This is a genomic window from Dechloromonas sp. TW-R-39-2, from assembly GCF_016864195.1.
Classification (GTDB): Bacteria; Pseudomonadota; Gammaproteobacteria; order Burkholderiales; family Rhodocyclaceae; genus Azonexus.
This window is the reverse complement of the sequence record NZ_CP045202.1, coordinates 3,057,619-3,076,186: the sequence shown is the minus strand read 5'-3', so window position 1 is coordinate 3,076,186 and position 18,568 is coordinate 3,057,619. Positions and strand designations below refer to the sequence as shown.

Annotated in this window: 14 protein-coding genes and 1 tRNA gene; 9 read left to right on the top strand and 6 right to left on the bottom strand. The window is 55.5% G+C overall.

Annotated features, from left to right (window positions below; genetic code table 11):
• The first annotated feature begins 14 nt into the window (after positions 1-14).
• The 6 genes from GBK02_RS14865 to GBK02_RS14840 all read left to right on the top strand — a co-directional run bounded on the left by GBK02_RS14865 (position 15) and on the right by GBK02_RS14840 (position 8,000).
• Positions 15-2,231: a CHASE2 domain-containing protein gene (locus GBK02_RS14865; RefSeq protein WP_203467387.1), complete on the top strand. Its 2,217-nt coding sequence runs from the start codon at positions 15-17 to the stop codon at positions 2,229-2,231.
• A gap of 2 nt (positions 2,232-2,233) precedes the next feature.
• Positions 2,234-3,001 carry a 3',5'-cyclic-nucleotide phosphodiesterase gene (locus GBK02_RS14860; protein ID WP_203467386.1) on the top strand — a complete coding sequence of 256 codons (768 nt, stop codon included), beginning with the start codon at positions 2,234-2,236 and terminating at the stop codon, positions 2,999-3,001.
• A gap of 1 nt (position 3,002) precedes the next feature.
• Positions 3,003-4,034: a cyclic nucleotide-binding domain-containing protein gene (locus GBK02_RS14855; protein WP_203467385.1), complete on the top strand. Its 1,032-nt coding sequence runs from the start codon at positions 3,003-3,005 to the stop codon at positions 4,032-4,034.
• Positions 4,035-4,077: 43 nt separating this feature from the next.
• Positions 4,078-5,664: an HD family phosphohydrolase gene (locus GBK02_RS14850; protein ID WP_203467384.1), complete on the top strand. Its 1,587-nt coding sequence runs from the start codon at positions 4,078-4,080 to the stop codon at positions 5,662-5,664.
• Between the two features lie 204 nt (positions 5,665-5,868).
• Positions 5,869-6,273 (top strand): prepilin-type N-terminal cleavage/methylation domain-containing protein, encoded by a 405-nt coding sequence (locus tag GBK02_RS14845; RefSeq protein WP_203467383.1) that lies wholly within the window; start codon positions 5,869-5,871, stop codon positions 6,271-6,273.
• Between the two features lie 116 nt (positions 6,274-6,389).
• The gene (locus GBK02_RS14840) at positions 6,390-8,000 is read left to right on the top strand and encodes a PglL family O-oligosaccharyltransferase (protein WP_203467382.1); all 1,611 of its coding nucleotides are present in this window, start codon (positions 6,390-6,392) and stop codon (positions 7,998-8,000) included.
• A 53-nt stretch (positions 8,001-8,053) separates the two neighbouring features.
• On the opposite strand, the gene GBK02_RS14835 is transcribed toward GBK02_RS14840, so the two are convergent.
• The 3 genes from GBK02_RS14835 to GBK02_RS14825 are packed head-to-tail and all read right to left on the bottom strand — an operon-like array spanning position 8,054 to position 12,152.
• Complete coding sequence (locus GBK02_RS14835; protein ID WP_203467381.1) at positions 8,054-9,538, bottom strand: CYTH and CHAD domain-containing protein; 1,485 nt, start codon at positions 9,536-9,538, stop codon at positions 8,054-8,056.
• Positions 9,539-11,467, bottom strand: a complete 1,929-nt coding sequence (locus GBK02_RS14830) for a LapD/MoxY N-terminal periplasmic domain-containing protein (protein ID WP_203467380.1) — start codon at positions 11,465-11,467, stop codon at positions 9,539-9,541.
• A 10-nt stretch (positions 11,468-11,477) separates the two neighbouring features.
• On the bottom strand, positions 11,478-12,152 hold the full coding sequence (locus tag GBK02_RS14825; RefSeq protein ID WP_203467379.1) for a transglutaminase-like cysteine peptidase: 675 nt from the start codon (positions 12,150-12,152) through the stop codon (positions 11,478-11,480).
• Positions 12,153-12,255: 103 nt separating this feature from the next.
• Here GBK02_RS14825 and GBK02_RS14820 point away from each other — a divergent pair, with 103 nt between their 5' ends.
• Together GBK02_RS14820 and GBK02_RS14815 are read left to right on the top strand one after the other, a co-directional pair.
• Positions 12,256-14,118 (top strand): TolC family outer membrane protein, encoded by a 1,863-nt coding sequence (locus GBK02_RS14820; RefSeq protein ID WP_203467378.1) that lies wholly within the window; start codon positions 12,256-12,258, stop codon positions 14,116-14,118.
• Positions 14,115-15,011, top strand: a complete 897-nt coding sequence (locus GBK02_RS14815; RefSeq protein WP_203467377.1) for an amino acid ABC transporter substrate-binding protein — start codon at positions 14,115-14,117, stop codon at positions 15,009-15,011. Before GBK02_RS14820 ends, GBK02_RS14815 begins: the two co-directional genes overlap by 4 nt.
• Before the next feature lie 51 nt (positions 15,012-15,062).
• Here the strand turns inward: GBK02_RS14815 and GBK02_RS14810 are convergent, their stop codons facing one another.
• Together GBK02_RS14810 and murJ are read right to left on the bottom strand one after the other, a co-directional pair.
• Positions 15,063-15,686, bottom strand: coding sequence for a YbhB/YbcL family Raf kinase inhibitor-like protein (locus GBK02_RS14810; protein ID WP_203467376.1), 624 nt, complete (start codon positions 15,684-15,686; stop codon positions 15,063-15,065).
• Positions 15,687-15,701: 15 nt separating this feature from the next.
• A complete protein-coding gene (murJ, locus tag GBK02_RS14805; protein ID WP_203467375.1) occupies positions 15,702-17,252 on the bottom strand; it encodes a murein biosynthesis integral membrane protein MurJ in 1,551 nt (516 codons plus the stop codon).
• Positions 17,253-17,365: 113 nt separating this feature from the next.
• Between murJ and GBK02_RS14800 the strand changes: the two genes are divergently transcribed.
• Positions 17,366-17,441, top strand: a tRNA-Thr gene (locus GBK02_RS14800).
• A 35-nt stretch (positions 17,442-17,476) separates the two neighbouring features.
• Here the strand turns inward: GBK02_RS14800 and GBK02_RS14795 are convergent.
• Positions 17,477-18,451 (bottom strand): diguanylate cyclase, encoded by a 975-nt coding sequence (locus GBK02_RS14795; protein ID WP_203467374.1) that lies wholly within the window; start codon positions 18,449-18,451, stop codon positions 17,477-17,479.
• Between the last annotated feature and the right edge of the window lie 117 nt (positions 18,452-18,568).

The window sequence follows — 18,568 nt, the reverse complement described above, 5'->3', positions numbered from 1 at the left end:
GAATCGGGGGCGCCATGAAAAAGCATCTCGTCCGCTTCATTCTCGGCGCCCTGTGTGTGCTGCTCTTGCTCGGCCATGCGGCACATGTCTGGCAATTGCCATTTGTCACCGCGCTGGATGCCTATCTCTACGATGCGCGGCTGAAGCTCTCGATGCAGGATGGTGTCGATGAGCGCATCGTCATCGTCGATATCGACGAAAAAAGCCTGGCTGAACTTGGCCGCTGGCCCTGGTCGCGCAAGACGGTGGCCGATCTGGTGCAACGCCTGACCGATGATTATCAAGTGTCGGTGATCGGGTTTGACGTGGTGTTTGCCGAGCCGGACGACAGTTCCGGCTTGAAGGTGCTGGACCAGATCGGTCGCCAGGAGCTTAAAAACGACGCAGCCTATCAGCGGGTATTGCAGGCTTATCGGCCACAGCTTGATTTCGACCGCATGTTTGCCGAGGTCCTGCGCGGCCGTCCTGTCGTGCTGGGCTACTATTTTTCCGACAAGACCACGCATCAACTGGCCGGCGCCTTGCCGCCACCCGTTTTCAAGGCGGGCAGCCTGCAAGGCAGGGATATCGAGTTTATCCGGCGCGGTGGCTTCGGCGGTAATTTACCCATCTTGCAAAGCGCGGCTACGAGCGGTGGTCACTTCAATCCGGGTATCGATTTCGACGGAGTTGTCCGGCGTGTGCCGATGGTGGTCGAGTATGAAGGGGCCTATTACGAATCGCTTTCGCTGGCCGTGCTGCGGACCCAAATCGGACGCACTGAATTGCATCCGGTCATTGAAAGCGATGGCGATGCTGATTTTATCGAGGCCCTGAATGTGGTCAGCGATGGCTTGCAAATCCGGATTCCGGTCGATCAGCAAGTCTCTGCGCTGGTGCCGTATCGCGGTGCCGAACGCAGCTTTCCTTACCTTTCCGCGGTCGACGTCCTGAATGGGCGTATTTCCAAAGCGCAGTTGAACGGTCGCATCGTTTTGGTGGGTACTTCAGCACCCGGCCTCAACGATTTGCGCTCGACGCCGGTTGGGGCCGCCTATCCCGGTGTCGAGGTGCATGCCAACTTGATTGCCGGCATGCTTGATGGCGCGATCAAGGAAGCCCCCGGCTTCCTGCTCGGGTTTGAAGTGCTGCAACTGCTGGCATTCGGGGCGTTGCTGGTTTTTCTGCTACCGCTTCTTTCTCCTTTTCGCGCCACTTTGCTGGCGCTGGTCACCTTGGGGGGAATCATCGGGATCAATCTCTGGTTGTGGACCTCGGCCAATTTTGTCCAGCCTTTGGCGGCTGGAGTTTTGCTGACGGCTTTGCTCTATGCCTTGAACATGTCGTGGGGCTATTTCGTCGAATCGCGCACCAAGCGCCAGTTTGCCGAATTGTTCGGCCAGTACGTGCCGCCGGAGCTGGTTGATGAAATGGCACGCAATCCGGAAAGTTACAGCATGGAGGGGCGCAACGAGGAATTGACTGTCCTTTTTGCCGATATCCGCAGTTTCACCAGCATTTCCGAAGGATTGGACCCGAAGGAACTGACGCATCTGATGAATGATTATCTCGGGGCGATGACCGATGTCATTCGGGCCAACCGGGGAACGCTCGACAAATATATCGGCGATGCGATCATGACTTTCTGGGGCGCGCCGCTCAAGGATTCGGAAAATGCCCGCCATGCGGTGTTGACCGCGCTGGCCATGCAGCAGCGACTGAAACTGCTGGCCGAACCATTCCGGACGCGTCACTGGCCGGAACTTCACATTGGTATCGGGATCAATACCGGCATGATGACTGTGGGCGATATGGGCTCGTCGGTTCGCAAGGCTTATACCGTGATGGGCGATGCCGTGAACCTGGCTTCCCGGCTCGAAGGCATCACCAAGGAATACGGGGTTGGTATCGTGGCCGGCGAGCTTACCCGGCAGCAAGTCACCGACATCAGCTTCCGCGAGCTTGACCGGGTGCGGGTGAAAGGCAAGGATGAGCCGGTTGCCATCTACGAGCCGCTGGGGCTGACTGCCGAGTTGCCTGCTGCCGTGATCGATGAATTACAGCAATGGCAACATGCTTTGCGCCTCTACCGTGCGCAGGATTGGGATCAAGCCGAACTGCAGCTTTACAACTTGCGGCGACAGGCTCCGGATTGTCGCCTTTATGTTCTCTATACAGAGCGTGTCGCCACCCTGCGGGCCAGTCCGCCCGGGGAAAACTGGGATGGCGTCACCACTTTCCAGACGAAATAGTCATGAAACTGCGCATTCTCGGTTGTAGCGGCGGTATCGGCGGACGGAGCCAGCGCACCACGGCGATGCTGCTCGACCAGGACATCCTGATCGATGCCGGCACCGGCGCGGCCGATCTGTCGATTGCCGAACTCTCGATGATCGACCACGTTTTCCTGACCCACAGTCACCTCGATCATATTGCGTCATTGCCGCTGATGATCGACACCGTGGCTGATCGACGCAACAAGCCGCTGGTGGTTTATGGCACGGAGGCCGTGCTCACCATTTTGCGCAATCATATTTTCAACTGGGCCATCTGGCCGGATTTCTCCGAAATTCCCACGCCAGAAGCCCCGTTCATGCGCTTCCAAAGCATTGAACGCGGCCAGACGATCGATCTTGGCGGACGACAGATTACCGCCCTGCCGGCCGAACATACCGTCCCGGCGGTCGGCTATCGTCTCGATTCCGGTGAAGCCAGTCTGGTGTTTTCAGGCGATACCGGGGTCTGCGATGCTTTCTGGCGTGTCGTCAATCGCATTCCCAATCTGCGTCACCTGATCATCGAGTGCGCTTTCTCCAATCGCGAGCAACAGTTGGCGCTGGTTTCCAAGCACCTTTGTCCGAATATGCTGGCGACCGAACTGCAAAAACTGGAGCGTGAATGTGAAATTCACATCACGCACCTCAAACCGGGCCAGATCGAACTGACCATGGAAGAAATCGAAACCTGCCTCGGTGACTTCAAGCCGAAAATGTTGCAAAACAACCAGTTGATCGAGTTCTGAGATGGAACTGAATCTCCGCACGCTGAGCCGACTTGAGCCGATCTGCGGTTTGTCGTCGGCACGTCTGGAAGAGTTGGTCCGCTTGTGCGCGCCGGAAACCCATGCGCGTGGCAGCGACCCCTTGCGCGATATCGGTGTGGGGGCACATCTCGTTTTTTTGCTGGCCGGCGAACTGAAAATTGTCCTGCTCGATGGCAGCATACGCGTGTTGGTTGGCGGTTGCGATATTGCCAACTGGCCGATCGGCTACAAGACCGTATTGCCGCTGAGCAGCAAGGCCATTACCGATGTCACGCTGTTGCGTATCGATTTTGAACTGCTCGACATCATGATGACTTGGGATGACCTGTCTGCTGCGGTCGACCCGGCCCCAGCCCCGGAATGGGGCAAAATGACCGGCGCTTTCAGCGCCCAGGCGTTGACTGCCGGGGCCTTGGCCCAGTTGCCGCCGGCCCACATCCACGAATTGCTGCAGCGTTTCGAGCGCATTGTCGTGCACCGGGGCGCGTCGGTCATCAAGGAGGGCGAACCGGGTGACTATTACTATTTGATCGAAAGCGGGCGCTGCGAGGTGTTCAAGCGCGTGGGCGGTGCGGATGTTCGGCTGGCCGAGTTCAAAGCCGGCGATGCCTTTGGTGAAGAAGCTCTGGTGTCAGACTCCCTGCGCAATGCTTCAGTCGTGATGAAAACGGACGGCGTGCTGTTTCGTCTGGCCAAACCGGATTTTCTCGCCTTGCTGCGCACGCCTTTGCTGCATGCACTTGGCCGTGCGGCGGCCGATGCCAGAATTGCGGCCGGTGCTTGCTGGCTGGACGTGCGCTACGCCGCCGAGTTTGCCGAAAATGGCTTGCCTGGCGCGGTCAACTTGCCCTTGAGCGAAATTCGCTCGGCCTTTGGCCTGCTTGATCAATCACGTGAATACATTGTTTATTGCCGTTCCGGGCGGCGCAGCTCGGCAGCCGCCTTCCTGCTTGCCCAGCGCGGCTTCAAGGCTTTCTGGTTGCAGGATGGCTTGCTCGGGAGCGGCGCATGAGTGCCGCAAAGAACCGGCTGTCAGCAGCCAATCGGGGGTAGTCATGGAAACCATTCAGGATCTTTTTCGCCGGCTTGAACAGCTCAACGATATCGGGGCATCGCTTTCAAATGAACGCGATATCAACCTGTTGCTTGAGAAAATCCTCCTCGCCGCGAAGGCCATTACCCGCGCCGATGGCGGTACGCTTTATCTGCTGGCAGAGGATGGCCAGTCGCTGCATTTCGAAATTGTCCGGACCGATTCTCTGAATATTGCCTTCGGCGGCAGTAGCGGCCAATCGACCTCCGGCAAGTTTCCCGATTTGCCGCTCTACAACCCGGATGGCTCACCGAACAACACCCTGGTTGCGGCGTATGCCGCGCTTCACGGTAAAACGGTGAATATTTCCGATGCCTATGCCGCACAAGGCTTCGATTTTTCGGGAACGCGCAAATTCGACGAGCGCACCGGCTATCGCTCGCAATCCTTTCTCACCGTGCCGATGAAAAACCACGAAGGTGAAATCATCGGCGTGCTGCAACTGATCAATGCACTGAAGACGGGCAGTGGCGAGGTGACCGAGTTTTCGCAGGCCGACCAGCGGCTGGCCGAGTCGCTGGCCTCGCAGGCAGCGATTGCGCTGACCAATCGCCAGTTGGTCGAGCAACTGGAAACGCTGTTCGAATCATTCATCAAGCTGATCAATCTGGCCATCGACGAAAAATCGGCCCACACCGGCGGTCACTGCCAGCGCGTTCCCGAACTGACCATGCTGCTGGCCGATGCGGTCGATGCGACGATGGAAGGCCCGCTTGCCGACTTCAAGCTGACCGACAAGGACAGGTACGAGCTGCGCATCGCGGCGCTGATGCATGATTGCGGCAAGGTGACGACGCCGGTTCATGTCGTCGACAAGGCGACCAAGCTGCAAACGATCTATGACCGGATCGATCTGATCGATACGCGTTTCGAGATCGTCAAGCGCGATGCCGAAATCCGCAAATGGCGTCAGATCGCGGGCGGCCAGGAGGCGGCTGAAGCCGAGCGTGCCTTGCTCGATTTTTGCCGCGAATGCGATGTCGACCGCGACTTTTTGCGCCAGGCCAATATCGGTGGCGAGCGAATGAGTGACGAGGCGATCGAACGGGTCAAGGCGATGGCCGGCAAGTACCGGTGGACCAATCCGGCGGGCGTCGAAACTGATTTCCTGTCAGCCGACGAACTCGACAACCTGACCATTCGCGCCGGCACGCTGACCCAGAATGAGCGTGAAATCATCAACCACCACATCGTCGCGACGATCCGCATGCTGGAACAACTGCCCTGGCCGAAACATCTGCGCAATGTGCCGGAATACGCCGGCGGCCACCACGAGCGGATGGATGGCAAAGGCTACCCGAAAGGGCTGAAGCGTGACGAAATGAGCTGGCAGGCCCGGATGATGGGCATTTCTGATATTTTCGAAGCGTTGACCGCGAAAGACCGCCCCTACAAGGAAGCCATGAAACTCACCCAGGCACTGGGCATCATGGAAAACTTCAAGAAAGGCGGCCATATCGACCCGGACCTGTTCGATGTCTTTGTCCAGGGCGAGGTGTTCAGGAAGTATGCCGCCAGCTATCTCTTGGCGGAGCAGGTGGATTGCTGAAAACTGCCTGAAAAGGTTGTGCTGATGTGACGTTTTTTGTCAGGTGCCAGACTTCGGTTCACGCTTTTGTTTTTTTGTTTTCTTCCAGTTGCTTGAAAATAAAGCCATTTTGTTTTTTGTGGCTCAGTATTTTTGCCCTGGCATGGAAAGTGATTAAGGTTTAGCAGCGGTTTTTCCCGCCTTTTGCAAACAAAGGAGATTCAAATGAAGCGTGTTCAACAAGGTTTTACCCTGATCGAACTGATGATCGTTGTCGCCATTATCGGTATCTTGGCGGCCGTCGCTCTGCCGGCTTACCAGGATTACACCAATCGAGCCAAAGCATCTGAAGTTATTTTGGCAGCAAGTGGCGCACGTACCTGTGTAACCGAAGGTGTATCTACCAATGGAGCGAGTTTGTTGGATCAGTGTGCCACAGGTTTTGTTGCAACGAAATATGCTAAAACTTTGACTGTTAATGCAACGACAGGTGCGATTCAAGTTAAGGGATTTATTCTTGCAGCGGATGACACAACCATCAACCTGACTCCAACAATTTCTGGTAATGCAATTACAGGCTGGGGCTGTACGGGAACTCCATCCAAATGGATGCCAGCTTCCTGCAAGTGAGCCTCACGTGATTTAATATATTTTGATATTAATAACTTTAAAAAGGGAGCAGGAATGCTCCCTTTTTGTTTGGAAAAATTTAAGAGCTCGGGATCATTTTGATTAGCAGACTTTGGTTGGTTGTTTCTGCATTGGCATTTTCATTGACATGGCTAATGCCAAATCATGTTTTGCCATGGTTGAGCTTTCATAGTGACGCGTGGGCATCCATTGTATTGGTTGCTGTCGCTGGGTATGTGTTTTATAAAAATAACTCGCCATTTCCATTGGCTTTGCCTGTTTTATTCTTTGTGTTATTGGCCTTTGTTCCTATTGGCCAGTATTTGATTGGGACCATTTATCATTTCGGCTCGGCGTGGATTAACTTTGCGTATTTGCTCGGTTTGCTCTGCTCGATAGTTCTGGGTTTTGTCTGGGTTCGGCAGGGTGGGGATCAGTGTCTTAATTTTCTGTTTTTGGCGATTGGGTTTGCGGCGCTAATATCCACATCAATGCAGTTGTTGCAATGGTTGGATGGTGATACGTATCGCCCATGGCTTTTGCGAGCCTCTGGTCGATACTACGCGAATATGGCGCAGCCTAATCAATTGGCTTCTCTCCTATTGCTGGGAGTGGTTGCTTGTTCGTGGGGCTGGGCGAAGAAAGTGCTTAACCCTATTGTTGCTGTTATTTTGTGTTGCTATTTGTTCTTGGGGGTGGCTTTAACCGAGTCGCGCTCTGCTTGGCTTGGATTCTTGCTGTTGCTCTTTTGTACATGCTATTTTCGAACATTGGTGGGCCGGCAGTATCTTCAAATGGCTTGTTTTTTGGCTGTTGTTTTTTTTACAGGAATATTTTTGTTTTCCGTCGCAGACTCTGTCGGAGCGGGCGGAGTCGGTGAGCATCGCGACCTTTATGAGAGTTCGCGTTTGGTTGCATGGAAAATGCTGCTTGAAGCGAGTCTTAAGCAGCCGTTCTTTGGTGTGGGGTGGGGGCAACTGGCAGAGGCAAGTTTTTTGGTGATGGATGCCTATCCTCCGTTAGGCGTTTGGTTTACAAGTGCCCATAATTTGGTGATTGACATCATTCTTTGGAATGGTTTAGGACTGGGCTTTATTTTTTTGTTTTTTTTGCTATGTTTTGGCTGGAGTGCATTTTCCAAAGTTTCGGATGTTGCAAGTATGCATTTGCTCGCATTGTTAATAGTTTTGATTACACATGGGATGCTTGAACTTCCGTTGCAGTATGCCTATTTTTTGTTTCCAGCCGGCATTGCTTTTGGCGGTTTGCTGGGGAAGGAGTCTTTCTTTGCCTGTGGCATGGTTTCTCCGATAGTTTTAAGATTGGCTTGGTTGGGGGTTGTTTTTGTTATGCTGTTGACGTTGCGGGATTATTTTGTTGTCGAGAATTCGTTTTATGCATTGCGTTTCGAGAGGAGCCGGATAGTTTCTCCTGTTCCTGTTGTAGAAGAAGAAATTTATGTTTTAACTCAGTGGAGAGATTATTTTTTGCTCGCCAAGGAGCCGGTAAGTGCGTTGTCAAAAAGCGTTGACGATCCCAATCTTCGAGAGATATTGGGAGTTATTCCTTCTGTATTAGTGATGGAGAAATACTCTCTGGTTTTATTGAAACGGGGTGACTTGGCTAACTCTCTGCTTTGGTTGGCTCGAATCTGTAAGTCAAATCGGCCGGAGAGTTGTGATTTGCTGAAAGCTGAGTGGGTTGGTAAATATAGGGAGCAGAATTAGTCGCAGGTGTTTTTTCTTTAATAAAGTTGCACTGAAAATTCTGATCCAAATTGTCATGGAGTTGCAGATAGGCCCCATGGCATGTATTTTTTAAAGTCGTGTTTTTTTACGCTGTTGTTAAATATTTTGATTAAGTTGGTTTGGGAGCATCGGATCCAGCCACTTAACAGTTCCATTGATCTTGTTTTTTTGCGCTCAAGCATTTTAAGCGCAGTTGTACAGTCATTTATTTTTCCAAGGTATTCTTGAGCCGTTTCAAGGCTTTCGATGCTTTTTCTGAGTGACTGGCTTGGGAGAATCGGTGCAAAAAAATCGAAGGCATATCGCAAGCTTTTGCACTCAATCCGAAATGAATGAAGTTCGTTTTCCGAGAGGAAGGCCTTGTTTTTGATTTTTTTTTGGGTTTGCTTGTATTGTCGGGAAATGCTGGTTTTTGCGTAGCTTTTAATCGGCATCGGCAACGTATCCCTCAATGCATAAATTGCGGCCGTGAATTCGACTATCAGGCGCTGATATTCGCGTACCGCGAGCAATTTGACGACTGATTGACGGGCTGATTTTGCGCTGCGGCGAGCTTCGGTACGCAGGCGGCGAATATCGCCGTGTTCCGGAAAGACGGCTTGAATCGGAGGGAGCGTTTCTTCAAGAAAAACATCCCAGTTGCGAGCTTCGCCCAGGGCACTGGCCAGCGTGCGCCAGGTTTGGCCATAAGTGCTGACAAATTCCGGTGGCAGAACCGGCGAAAACAGTTTGATGGCGGAACGCAGGCGGCGCAAGGCGACACGGGCCTGGTGAATGAACTCCGGGTCGTTGCTGAGGTGTAATCCCTCTTCATTGCGCTGGAAGTGTTCGAGGCAGCCCAGGGCAATGCACCGGAAGGCTTCGACCGGCTGCATGTCGACAGAAATGCCGGCTGGTTTTGCCTTGAATGGTTTGAGCGGCTCGTCGTTAAACAGCTTGTAGCCACGCTCGGCTTTGCTGGCAATGGCTGGGCTGAGTTCGAGTTTGTCCTGGAGCTTTCGGGTTAGTTTGAAAATATCGTCGATGTCGCCCGAAAGTAATTCCAGCTCTATTTCACAAATCCGGCTTTTCCTTCCCTGGCTTTCGATGGTGCCGCGATCCAGCGCCAATTCGATCAGGGAATGCCCGAAGGGTACGTGCCAGATTTGCCGTCTGAAATCCGTCGTGAAAACAGCGGCCATTTGGGGGCGGGCTGTTTCGAGAAAGTCGCGCAGGCTTGGTTCGTCGACGTGGCTGAAATCGAAAACACCCGGCAGGGCGGGTTTTTCCCATTCGCTGCGAACGGCCAGCCCGCCGCTGGCCGGTTCGGCCGACTTTACGGTGAGCAGCCATTGTTCGCCCTTCTTCCGAAAGCGCATGGCGATACGTTTGGCGTGGAGGGCCAATTCGGGCGTGTCGTAATAAGTGTTCAGCAGGTGCTGCTTTTGTGCGGCAAGTGGAAGCAGCAGGGGGTGCGATGCCAGCTTTTTGGCTGACTTGGCGGTGAGTTGCAGTTTCAGTTCAATTTCGGTGCTCATTTAATTTGCCGGATTCATTTTGCGTGGCACAGCAGGACCGGTTGCACCATCAAAGCCCAACTCTGGCAGGGCGGCCAGTTCCCCCGCGCTTTGGACGTTTTCGGCAATGACGGTCAGCCCGATATTGTGGGCAATGCTGCACAGTCCTTTGAGGAATGCCTGGTTTCCGGCCTGGGTATCAATGGCGCGGATGAAGCTGCCATCAACCTTCAGGTAATCAAGGCCAATGTCGTGCAGGCGTCCGATTTCGCTGAATTGCCGGCCGAAGTGTTCGATGCCAAGGCGGCAGCCGAGTGGGCGTATTGCTTCGCAGAAGGCGCGGAATTCAGCAAAGTGCTGGAAGGCGCCGACTTCGGCAACTTCCAGCCAGAGGCGCGGAGCGAGCTCTTTCTTGTCGGCAATCATGGCCTGCAGACGATCACGGAACGAGGCGACCAGAATCGATTCGCCAGAGAGGTTGACCGCGACAGCCGGGATGCCGGCAGCAATACGCTCAAGCGCCAGCCGGGTTGCGGCAAGGTCGAGTTCCGTCGTGAGCGAGAGGCGCGAGGCCATAGGCATGAAGCTGCCTGCCGCCAACCATTCTCCGTTCTCGGTGGCCTGCAGGCGCAGCGGGCATTCGAGGTGCATGATGTCTCCCCCGTTGTTGGCGACGGGGAATTCGATCAAGCGCAAACGCTGGGTCTGGATGGCCGACTCCAGCACTTTTCTCCAGTCGGCACTGGAGGTCGCGTGTTGTTCGCAGCCACTTTCGGCAGAGCACCAAGCCAGCCCGCTTTGGTTTTCTGCCGAAGCCAGCGCGGTATCAAGACTGGAGAGCAGAGCGCCGATGCCTTGTCCGTGCTGATAGACCCCGCTGGCGACATAGCCGACCCGCTCGCTGTCGATCAATCCCGCCGAAACCAGATCGCGCAGACCGGTGAGCATGCTTTCCGCCTGGTGAGTCGGGTTCTGGATGCCGGGCAGCAGCAGGGCGAAGTCGGCGCCATTCAGTCGTGCTGCAGCACCGCCGCTGGTGCCGCTGGCGAGCGTTGCGATGAGGGTGCCCGTCCGGCGCAGGAGTTCATCGGCAGCTTCGCGGCCGGCCCGTTTGTTGATGCCGGCCAGATCGCCAAGACGGAGCATCAGCAAGCTGCCGTTCGGGCTGGCATCATCGTCATTGAGTGCCGCATGCAGCTGATTCATGAAAAATGCACGGTTGGCCAGGCCGGTCAGGCCATCTTGCGTTGCTTCGCGTCTGACTTGCTCCAGGCGGGCGGCCTCTTCGGCAAAAATGGTTTTCAGGCGGTCGACCATGGCATTCATGGCGCTGGCAACGCTTTTCAATTCAGGGGTGGAGGGTTCTGGAATGTTGATGAAACGGCGTTCGCTGATCGCCTGTGCCTGCCCGACGACCGCATCGAGAGGGCGCTTGATCCGGCGCAAGATCTGCATGCCGAGAAAGCCCATGAAGCCGCCACCGATGATGAACCAGACAATCAGGTGCCAGGCGCCATCCCAGAGTTCCTTGTAGGCAAACTGGCTGTGGCTGACGAGTTCGACCGTACCAAACTGCGTCCAGCCAGAAGAAACCTGGGCCTGACCTGCTTGTGATTTGATGGGGAAAACGCGGATAAACCATGCCGGGACATCGCCGGCCATCGGCGGGCTTGATTTTTCGATCATCAATTTGCCATCCGGGCCGACCAGGCGGACGTGCTCGTACTGGCCGCTGTCGAAAACAGCGGCGACCTGCAGTTCGACGGTGACCGGGTCCTTGTCGAGTTGCGACATCGACAGCGCCAGGGAGGAGGCGTTGTCATTGTTCTTGATGGCCAGTTGCTGCTCAAGATAATGACGTGCTGTCAGCATGCTCACCACAAAGCTACCCGCAAAAGCGATGATGGTGCTGGCAATGACGGCAAGCCAGAGTTGTCGGAAAAGGGACATGCAAATTACCTCACTGAAAACCTTCGGCGCGCGCTCGTTGCAGGAGGTCCTGCCAGCGGGAAAGATTGCTCTTGCTCGACTGGTTACCCGTGCCTTGCCACAGGCCGGCGCTGTTGAAACTGAAAATGGGGGCAAGATCCGGACGCTGTGAGGCCGGGCGAATCTCGGGGTTCAGGTTGTCGAGAACCTGGGGCTCGGCGTTGGGTGTCGCATAGTAGGCCAGCACCATGTGAGCCTGCTGAATCGGACCGCTTGGCGTGTTCTGCGTGGCCTTGACGTAAACGAGGCGGAGTTTGTTGACCGGGATGCCAATGTTGATCAGCGAGTAATACTTGGCGATCGAGAAATCTTCGCAATCCCCCCAGCCCCGTCCGATGAATTCAATCGGGGTCGCCCAGTAATCAGACTGTCCCCACACATTGAGGTCATCGGCGTACCCGATGCGGCGGTTGAAGAAGTCATTAACTGCACGTATTTTTTCTGAGTCGGAACGTGCTTTTGATTCGGCCAGCAGGGCCTGCCAATCCTTGTATACAGGAAGTTGTGTTTGGCCGAAGCGGCTTGTCAGCGCTTGCTGAAGCTGTTCGAAGTCCAGCCCTAATGCTGTTTTCAGGCCGATCAGGGCGCACGTTGCACTGAATGTGACAAAGACGACTAAGCGAAACAGTGCGTATGTTCTTGGCAAGGGGCGGGCAGCGATTAGTCTGACTGTAAGTACATAATATTACATACAAAACCAGCTATCGTATCGCTATAATCTGGATCAAATATTAAAACAGGGGCTGTTCATGCAAACCAATAAAACGCTCTCCTTGCTAATGCTTCTGGCGCTTCCCAGCCTTGGCCACAGTGCGCCGAGTTCGGAGGCACAGGGGACGTTGAAGGAGATTGCGCAGAAGGCAGTGCTGAACAGTCCTGAAGTGACGTCGAAGTGGCACAACTACAAGGCAGCGGAAGAAGAAATCGGCGTCGGCCGGGGCGGCTACTTTCCGCGGGTTGATTTCACGGCCGGGACTGGCCGGGAAAGCCTGGAACAGGCGCCGAGCAGCACGACGAACAAGTACACGCGCAGCGGCTACGGCCTGAGCCTGAACCAGATCCTGTTCGACGGCTTTGCCACGCGCAACGAAGTTCGCCGCCTGGACAAGGCCCGGCTGGTTCGTTACTACGAACTGCTGGACGCCTCGGAAGCCGTTGCCCTGGAAGCCTCGCGCGCCTACCTTGATGTGCTGCGCTACCGCTTCCTGGTCAATCTGGCCGAAGACAACTACGTCCAGCACAAAGCGACCCACGAACAACTGCTGCGTCGCACACAATCAGGCGTTGGTCGTCGGGTCGACCTTGAACAAGCCGGCAGCCGCCTGGCCCTGGCCGAAATCAACCTGACCACCGAAACGGCTAATTTGCACGACGTCACGGCCCGCTACCAGCGCATCGTGAACAGCCAGCCACCCAGCGTGATCGTACCGCCCAGCCAGGTCAGCAGCGGCTTGCCCGCCAGCCAGAAAGCCGCACTGGACGTTCTGTACAAGAAAAACCCGACCCTGCTCGCCGCCGTCGAGAACACCGAAGCTGCCCAAAGCGAACTGGACGTCCGCCGCGCCGCCTACTCCCCCAAACTAGACCTGCGCGCCCGAACTGACAGCACCGACAACTACCTGGGCGCCAAAGGCGAACGGAACTACACCGTCGGCGAACTCGTCGTCAGCTTCAACCTCTTCAACGGCGGCGCCGACCGAGCCCGGGAAAAGCAATACATCGAGCGCAAGAACCTCTCGCTCGACCTGCGGGAAAAAGCCTGCCGCGATACCCGGCAAACCCTGGCCATCGCCTACAACGACGTCGCCCGGCTGCGCGAACAAGCCACCGCCCTGGCCACACAAGTCAGCCTGCTGGAAAAGACCCGCGACGCCTATCGCGACCAGTTCAACGTCGGTCAGCGCACCCTGCTCGACCTGCTCGACACCGAAAACGAGTTGCTCAGTGCGCGTCGCAACGCCGTCAATGCAGACTCCGACCTGAGCCTCGCCTACCTGCGGACCTACGCCGGCATGGGCACGCTCCTCGAACACCTGGGCCTGCAAAAGCTCGACACGCCGACCCCGGAAGCGAAAGAACTCGCCCAGGTCGACCTGGCAGAACTCTGCCCGAACGAAACCGCCGGCGTACCGGTCCCGGACCGTGAAGCGCTGAATGCCCGTGCGATGGCCCAACTGCAAGTCAAACCGGTCCCCTTCGTCCCGGCAGCCTCGCCAGTGGCAGCCCCTGTGGCGGACAGCGAAGTCCTTTCGCGCGTCAAGGGCTGGGCCGCCGCTTGGGCAGCAAAAGACTACAACGCCTACAGCGGCTTCTATGCCCCGACCTTCACGCCGGATGGTGGGCTGTCGCGGGAAGACTGGGCGCAATTGCGTCGCAGCCGGATCTCGACGCGTGAGCACATCAATGTTGAGTTGCAGGATGTTAACGTTCGGATGGAAGGTGCCGATCGTGCGCGGGTCAGCTTCCGCCAGATCTATCAGTCGAACCGCTATAACGACACGACGCAGAAAGCCCTGGAAATGATTCTGGTGGGCGGCAAGTGGCTGATCAATCGGGAGAGCTCGGTGCCTTGCGGCGGTAGCACCACCGGTGGGTGCAAGTCCGTCAAGTGAGGTATTTTCACCCCCTGATTCTTCGACTGTTTTTTGTCGTTGGCGTATTTTTTGCACTGAGTGCTGGCGCTCAGGATGCTTTTGGGCCGACGCTGGGCAAAATATCTGCGCAAGGCCGGGTTTATCTCGGCTATCGCGAGGCGATGCCCCCATTCACCTATGTCCTGCCTGGTGGCACTCAGCCAACAGGCTATGTGTGGGATATCTGCCTGCATGTCGTCAAGGCTCTGGAAGCCAGAGTGGGCAAGCCACTTGAGGTTGTTCCCGTGGTCGTGAGTGACAATGCTCGCCCGATGTTAATCAAGAATAATGTGGTTGATCTTGATTGCGGAGGTGCCGCGAATACGGTGGCTCGCCAGAAGCAGGTTGCCTTGTCGGTGACGCTCTATGTCAGTGATGTGAAAATTCTGGTTCGATCGGATAGCGGCCTGGCGATGCCGGCGGATTTGGCAGGGAAGCGAATCGTGACGGTCTCAGGCGGGAGCGAGCGTCAGTTGAAGCGTATGGCGCTGGAAAAAAATATCTCGATGCAGCATCAACTGGCCAATTCGCCGGCAGACGCGATGACTTTATTGCGCGAGGGCAGGACGGACGGGATTGCGGCAGAAGATGCTACGCTTTCGATTTTGCGTGCGGGCAAGGCCGAGTTTCGTTTGCTTGATGTGGTTTTGGCAACGGAGCCGCTGGCACTGATGTTCCCGTTGGGCGACGCTTCATTCAAGGCGCTCGTCGATGAAACTCTGATCGGTTTGATGAAGCGTGGCGAAATGACGGCCATTTACGACAAATGGTTCATGTCGCCGCTTCCTTCTGAAAGTGTGTCACTTGATTTGCCGATGTCGCAGGCGCTCAAGGCGGCGATCCTGACGCCGAGCGATACGCCGGTCAACTGAGTGAAAAGCAGTAAAAAGGCCATGAAAATGGCCTTTTTTGATCAGAGTTTCTCAGAGTTTCGGATTGAGTGTGTATGTGCCGGTCAGGCTTGCTTCGGCCAGGATATGCCCCTGGATTGCTTGTCGTACTTCCGGCCCGCCAAACCGGCCTTCAATCGGCAGGTGCGCGACATCAAGTGCGTACAGCGTAAAAATGTAGCGGTGGATGATTTCGTCGTTCCATGGCGGGCATGGGCCATCGTAGCCGTAGTAGTCGCCGCGCATGTCGTTGTCGCCAGCAAACCAGTCCGTGTAATTGTTGATCCCCTGGCGTGTACCATGGGCGGCTTGAGGGCCGGGTTTGCCGCGTGGTGAAACGGTATTGCTGAATTCACCCTGGGAAATGGCGTTGACCGCGGCAGGCAGGTCGATCAAAACCCAATGGAAAAAATCGACTCGCGGCAAGCTGGCGGGAACGGTTCTGCCTTCCTGATTGACATCATCGCCCTTGCTGGGGACGTCCGGGTCATGGCAGATCAGTACGAAAGATTGGGTACCCTCAGGAACGTCATCCCAAGCCAATGGCGGATTCAGGTTTTTACCGAGGCAAACGTGGTGCGCCGGGTCGGGGATGCAAAAGGAAAAATCGCCCGGAATCCGTTGCCCATCGGTAAATGCGGTGCAGGTCAGTTTCATTGAGGCTACTCCTAGTTATTCAGCCGCCCGACGTTTGAAGTCGCCAAGGCGGAAGCCGAGAATCCATAGTGTAGCGAAATAACTGCCTGCGCCAAGCGGGATGATCCAGGCAAGGCGAGCCAGGCGTTCGACCATCGAGTTTTCCAGCCAGCTTGTTTCTGTCCCCATGGAAAACCAAAGTGTCGCACCCATGGTGAGCATGGCCAGGACTAGTTTGGTGATGAATTTTGCCCAGCCGGGTTGTGGTGCAAAGATTTCTTGCTTGCGCAAGCCTCGGTAGAGCATTGCTGCATTCAGACAGGCCGCCAGTCCGATCGACAGTGCCAGTCCGGCATGTTGCAACCAGCCGATGAATGCCAGGTTCATGGCTTGTGTCGCGAATAAGGAGATCAGTGCAATGCGAACCGGGGTTCTGACGTTTTGCCGGGCATAAAATCCGGGGGCCAGCACTTTGACCAAGATCAGCCCCGTCAGGCCGATAGCATAAGCAACGAGTGCTTCCCGGGTGTGCAGGACGTCCACCACAGAAAATGCGCCGTGGAAAAAAAGTGTGCTGATGAGCGGTACCGCCAGAATGGCAAGAGCCAGGGCGGCTGGTGCTGCGAGGAGCAGCGTCAGGCGCAGCCCCCAGTCAAGCAGCTTTGAGTATTCTTCGTGATTGGCGCTGGCGTGGTAGCGCGACAAGGATGGTAGCAGGATGGTGCCCAGGGCTGCGCCCAGCATCCCAGATGGGAACTCCATCAGTCGGTCAGCGTAATACAACCATGAGACGCTGCCAGTTGCCAGGAAAGAAGCAAAGATGGTGTTGATCAGCAGGCTGATTTGAGACACCGAGACGCCGATCAGGGCAGGTGCCATTAGCATGAGTACGCGCCGAACCCCCTGGTTTTTCCAGGCTGCCTGCCAGTTAAGTGATGGTCGAGGCAGCATGGCAATTTTTTTCAGGGCAGGAATCTGGATGGCAAGCTGCAGCAATCCGCCCAGAAATACAGCCCAGGCCAGTGCCAGTACGGGTGGATCAAAATATGGGGCAGCGAACAACGCCATGCCGATGAAGGCAATATTGAGCAGCACCGGTGTGAATGCAGGAAGTGCAAACCGGCTCCACGTATTGAGAATGCCTCCGGCAAGAGCCACCAGCGACATGAAGAAAATATAAGGGAAAGTAATGCGGGTGAGTGTTACGGTGAGTTCGAACTTACCTGCATCGGCAGAAAACCCCGGTGCCGATAACCAAACCAGCAAAGGTGCTGTTGCGATGCCGATGGCGGTGATGGCAAACAAGGCCATGGCAAGCAGGCTGGCCACATGGTCGACCAGTGCCTTGGTTTCTATTTCTCCCTGTTTGTTGCGATATTCGCCAAGGATGGGGACGAATGCTTGTGAGAAAGCCCCCTCGGCAAACATTCTGCGAAGTAGATTGGGGAGTTTGAATGCGACAAAAAATGCATCCGTAGCCAGGCCGGCGCCAAACGCACGCGCAATTACGAAATCGCGAACAAAGCCGAGAACGCGAGAAAGAAGGGTCATTCCACTGACAGTGGCCAGCGCTCGAAGCAGATTCATTGAGAGGGGCGTTGCCTGAAAGGCGGATAGAAAGCTATAATTCTACGCTGTGCTTCGGCGCGAACTTCAGAAGCTTTATAAAACAAAGATTTCTGCTTCGTGACAAGCAGTGTGCCGGTGTAGCTCAGTTGGTAGAGCAGCGCATTCGTAATGCGAAGGTCGTAGGTTCGACTCCTATCTCCGGCACCAGAAATACCAAGGGCTGCGTTTTCGCAGCCCTTTTTTTATCCTGTTTTTTGCGCCCCTTGATCCAGGCTGCGAATCTGGTTCCGGCCATTGCGTTTGGCGGCGTACAGGGACTCATCGGCGGCCTGTAGTAGTAGGGGGGCAGGGGTTTCGCAGGATGGGACCATGCTGGCGACGCCAAAGCTGCAGGAAATCAGGCCTCCCACGCCTCCTTGGTGTGGAATGCACAATTCTCGTGCGGAGCTACGCATGCGCTCTGCAACGGCTTGCGCTCCGATGGCATCGGTGCCGGGCAGGATGGCAGCAAATTCTTCGCCGCCGTAGCGCGCCACAATATCTTCGACACGAAACAGCGATTCGTTGAGTGCGCCGGCAACCGCTTTCAGGCATTCGTCACCTGCTTGGTGGCCGTATATATCATTGAATTGTTTGAAAAAATCAACGTCGCCGATGACGATGCTCAACGGTGCTTTTAGGCGTGAGCAGCGCCGCCACTCTGTGCGCAGTGTTTCGTCAAAATGCCGGCGATTGGGGATGTTGGTCAGTCCGTCAAGCAGGGAAAGAGCCTTGATCTGGCGATGCGCTTCGTGAATTTCTTTCTGCATGCAAACAATGCGCAACAAGGCGCGGACTTTGGCGAGCAGAACGACTTCTGAAACGGGTTTGTACAAAAAATCATCACCGCCGGCCATGATGCCCTCGGCCAGGATGTCTTCGTCCATGACCGTCGACAGGAAAACAATGGGCGTCCAGGGCATGACGCCCGGTTGTTCTGCCGAGCGCTCCCAGGATCGCATGCTTTTGGCGATGGATAGGCCGTCGGTGTCGTGCAGAGCGATATCCATCAGCACCAGGCTGGGGTGGTGCTTGCAGAACTGATTGAGTGCCTGTGCCCCGTTTGCCGCAACGACCGTTTGTACGTCAGGTAATTGGGCCAGGCATTCGCTGATCAGTGATCGGTTGCTGGCGGATGGATCGACGATGAGTACGGTCGATTTGTTAGGGTCAAGCATTGCCTGCGCAGGTTTTCAGAGAAAGGGATGATGGATCAATTTTTGATCATCATAGATCATTCCTTCGTGGTTTGAGTGAGGGGCCTGGTTTGATTCTGTGGCTGGGGGCTTCTGTCT

What these genes read in the sequence shown, in the direction of transcription:
- GBK02_RS14855 (WP_203467385.1), top strand. Translation starts at nt 3,003, where the DNA reads ATGGAACTGAATCTCCGCACGCTGAGCCGACTTGAGCCGATCTGCGGT.
- GBK02_RS14845 (WP_203467383.1), top strand. Translation starts at nt 5,869, where the DNA reads ATGAAGCGTGTTCAACAAGGTTTTACCCTGATCGAACTGATGATCGTT.
- GBK02_RS14810 (WP_203467376.1), bottom strand. Translation starts at nt 15,686, where the DNA reads ATGAAACTGACCTGCACCGCATTTACCGATGGGCAACGGATTCCGGGC.
- GBK02_RS14820 (WP_203467378.1), top strand. Translation starts at nt 12,256, where the DNA reads ATGCAAACCAATAAAACGCTCTCCTTGCTAATGCTTCTGGCGCTTCCC.
- GBK02_RS14860 (WP_203467386.1), top strand. Translation starts at nt 2,234, where the DNA reads ATGAAACTGCGCATTCTCGGTTGTAGCGGCGGTATCGGCGGACGGAGC.
- GBK02_RS14830 (WP_203467380.1), bottom strand. Translation starts at nt 11,467, where the DNA reads ATGTCCCTTTTCCGACAACTCTGGCTTGCCGTCATTGCCAGCACCATC.
- GBK02_RS14835 (WP_203467381.1), bottom strand. Translation starts at nt 9,538, where the DNA reads ATGAGCACCGAAATTGAACTGAAACTGCAACTCACCGCCAAGTCAGCC.
- murJ (WP_203467375.1), bottom strand. Translation starts at nt 17,252, where the DNA reads ATGAATCTGCTTCGAGCGCTGGCCACTGTCAGTGGAATGACCCTTCTT.
- GBK02_RS14865 (WP_203467387.1), top strand. Translation starts at nt 15, where the DNA reads ATGAAAAAGCATCTCGTCCGCTTCATTCTCGGCGCCCTGTGTGTGCTG.
- GBK02_RS14850 (WP_203467384.1), top strand. Translation starts at nt 4,078, where the DNA reads ATGGAAACCATTCAGGATCTTTTTCGCCGGCTTGAACAGCTCAACGAT.
- GBK02_RS14795 (WP_203467374.1), bottom strand. Translation starts at nt 18,451, where the DNA reads ATGCTTGACCCTAACAAATCGACCGTACTCATCGTCGATCCATCCGCC.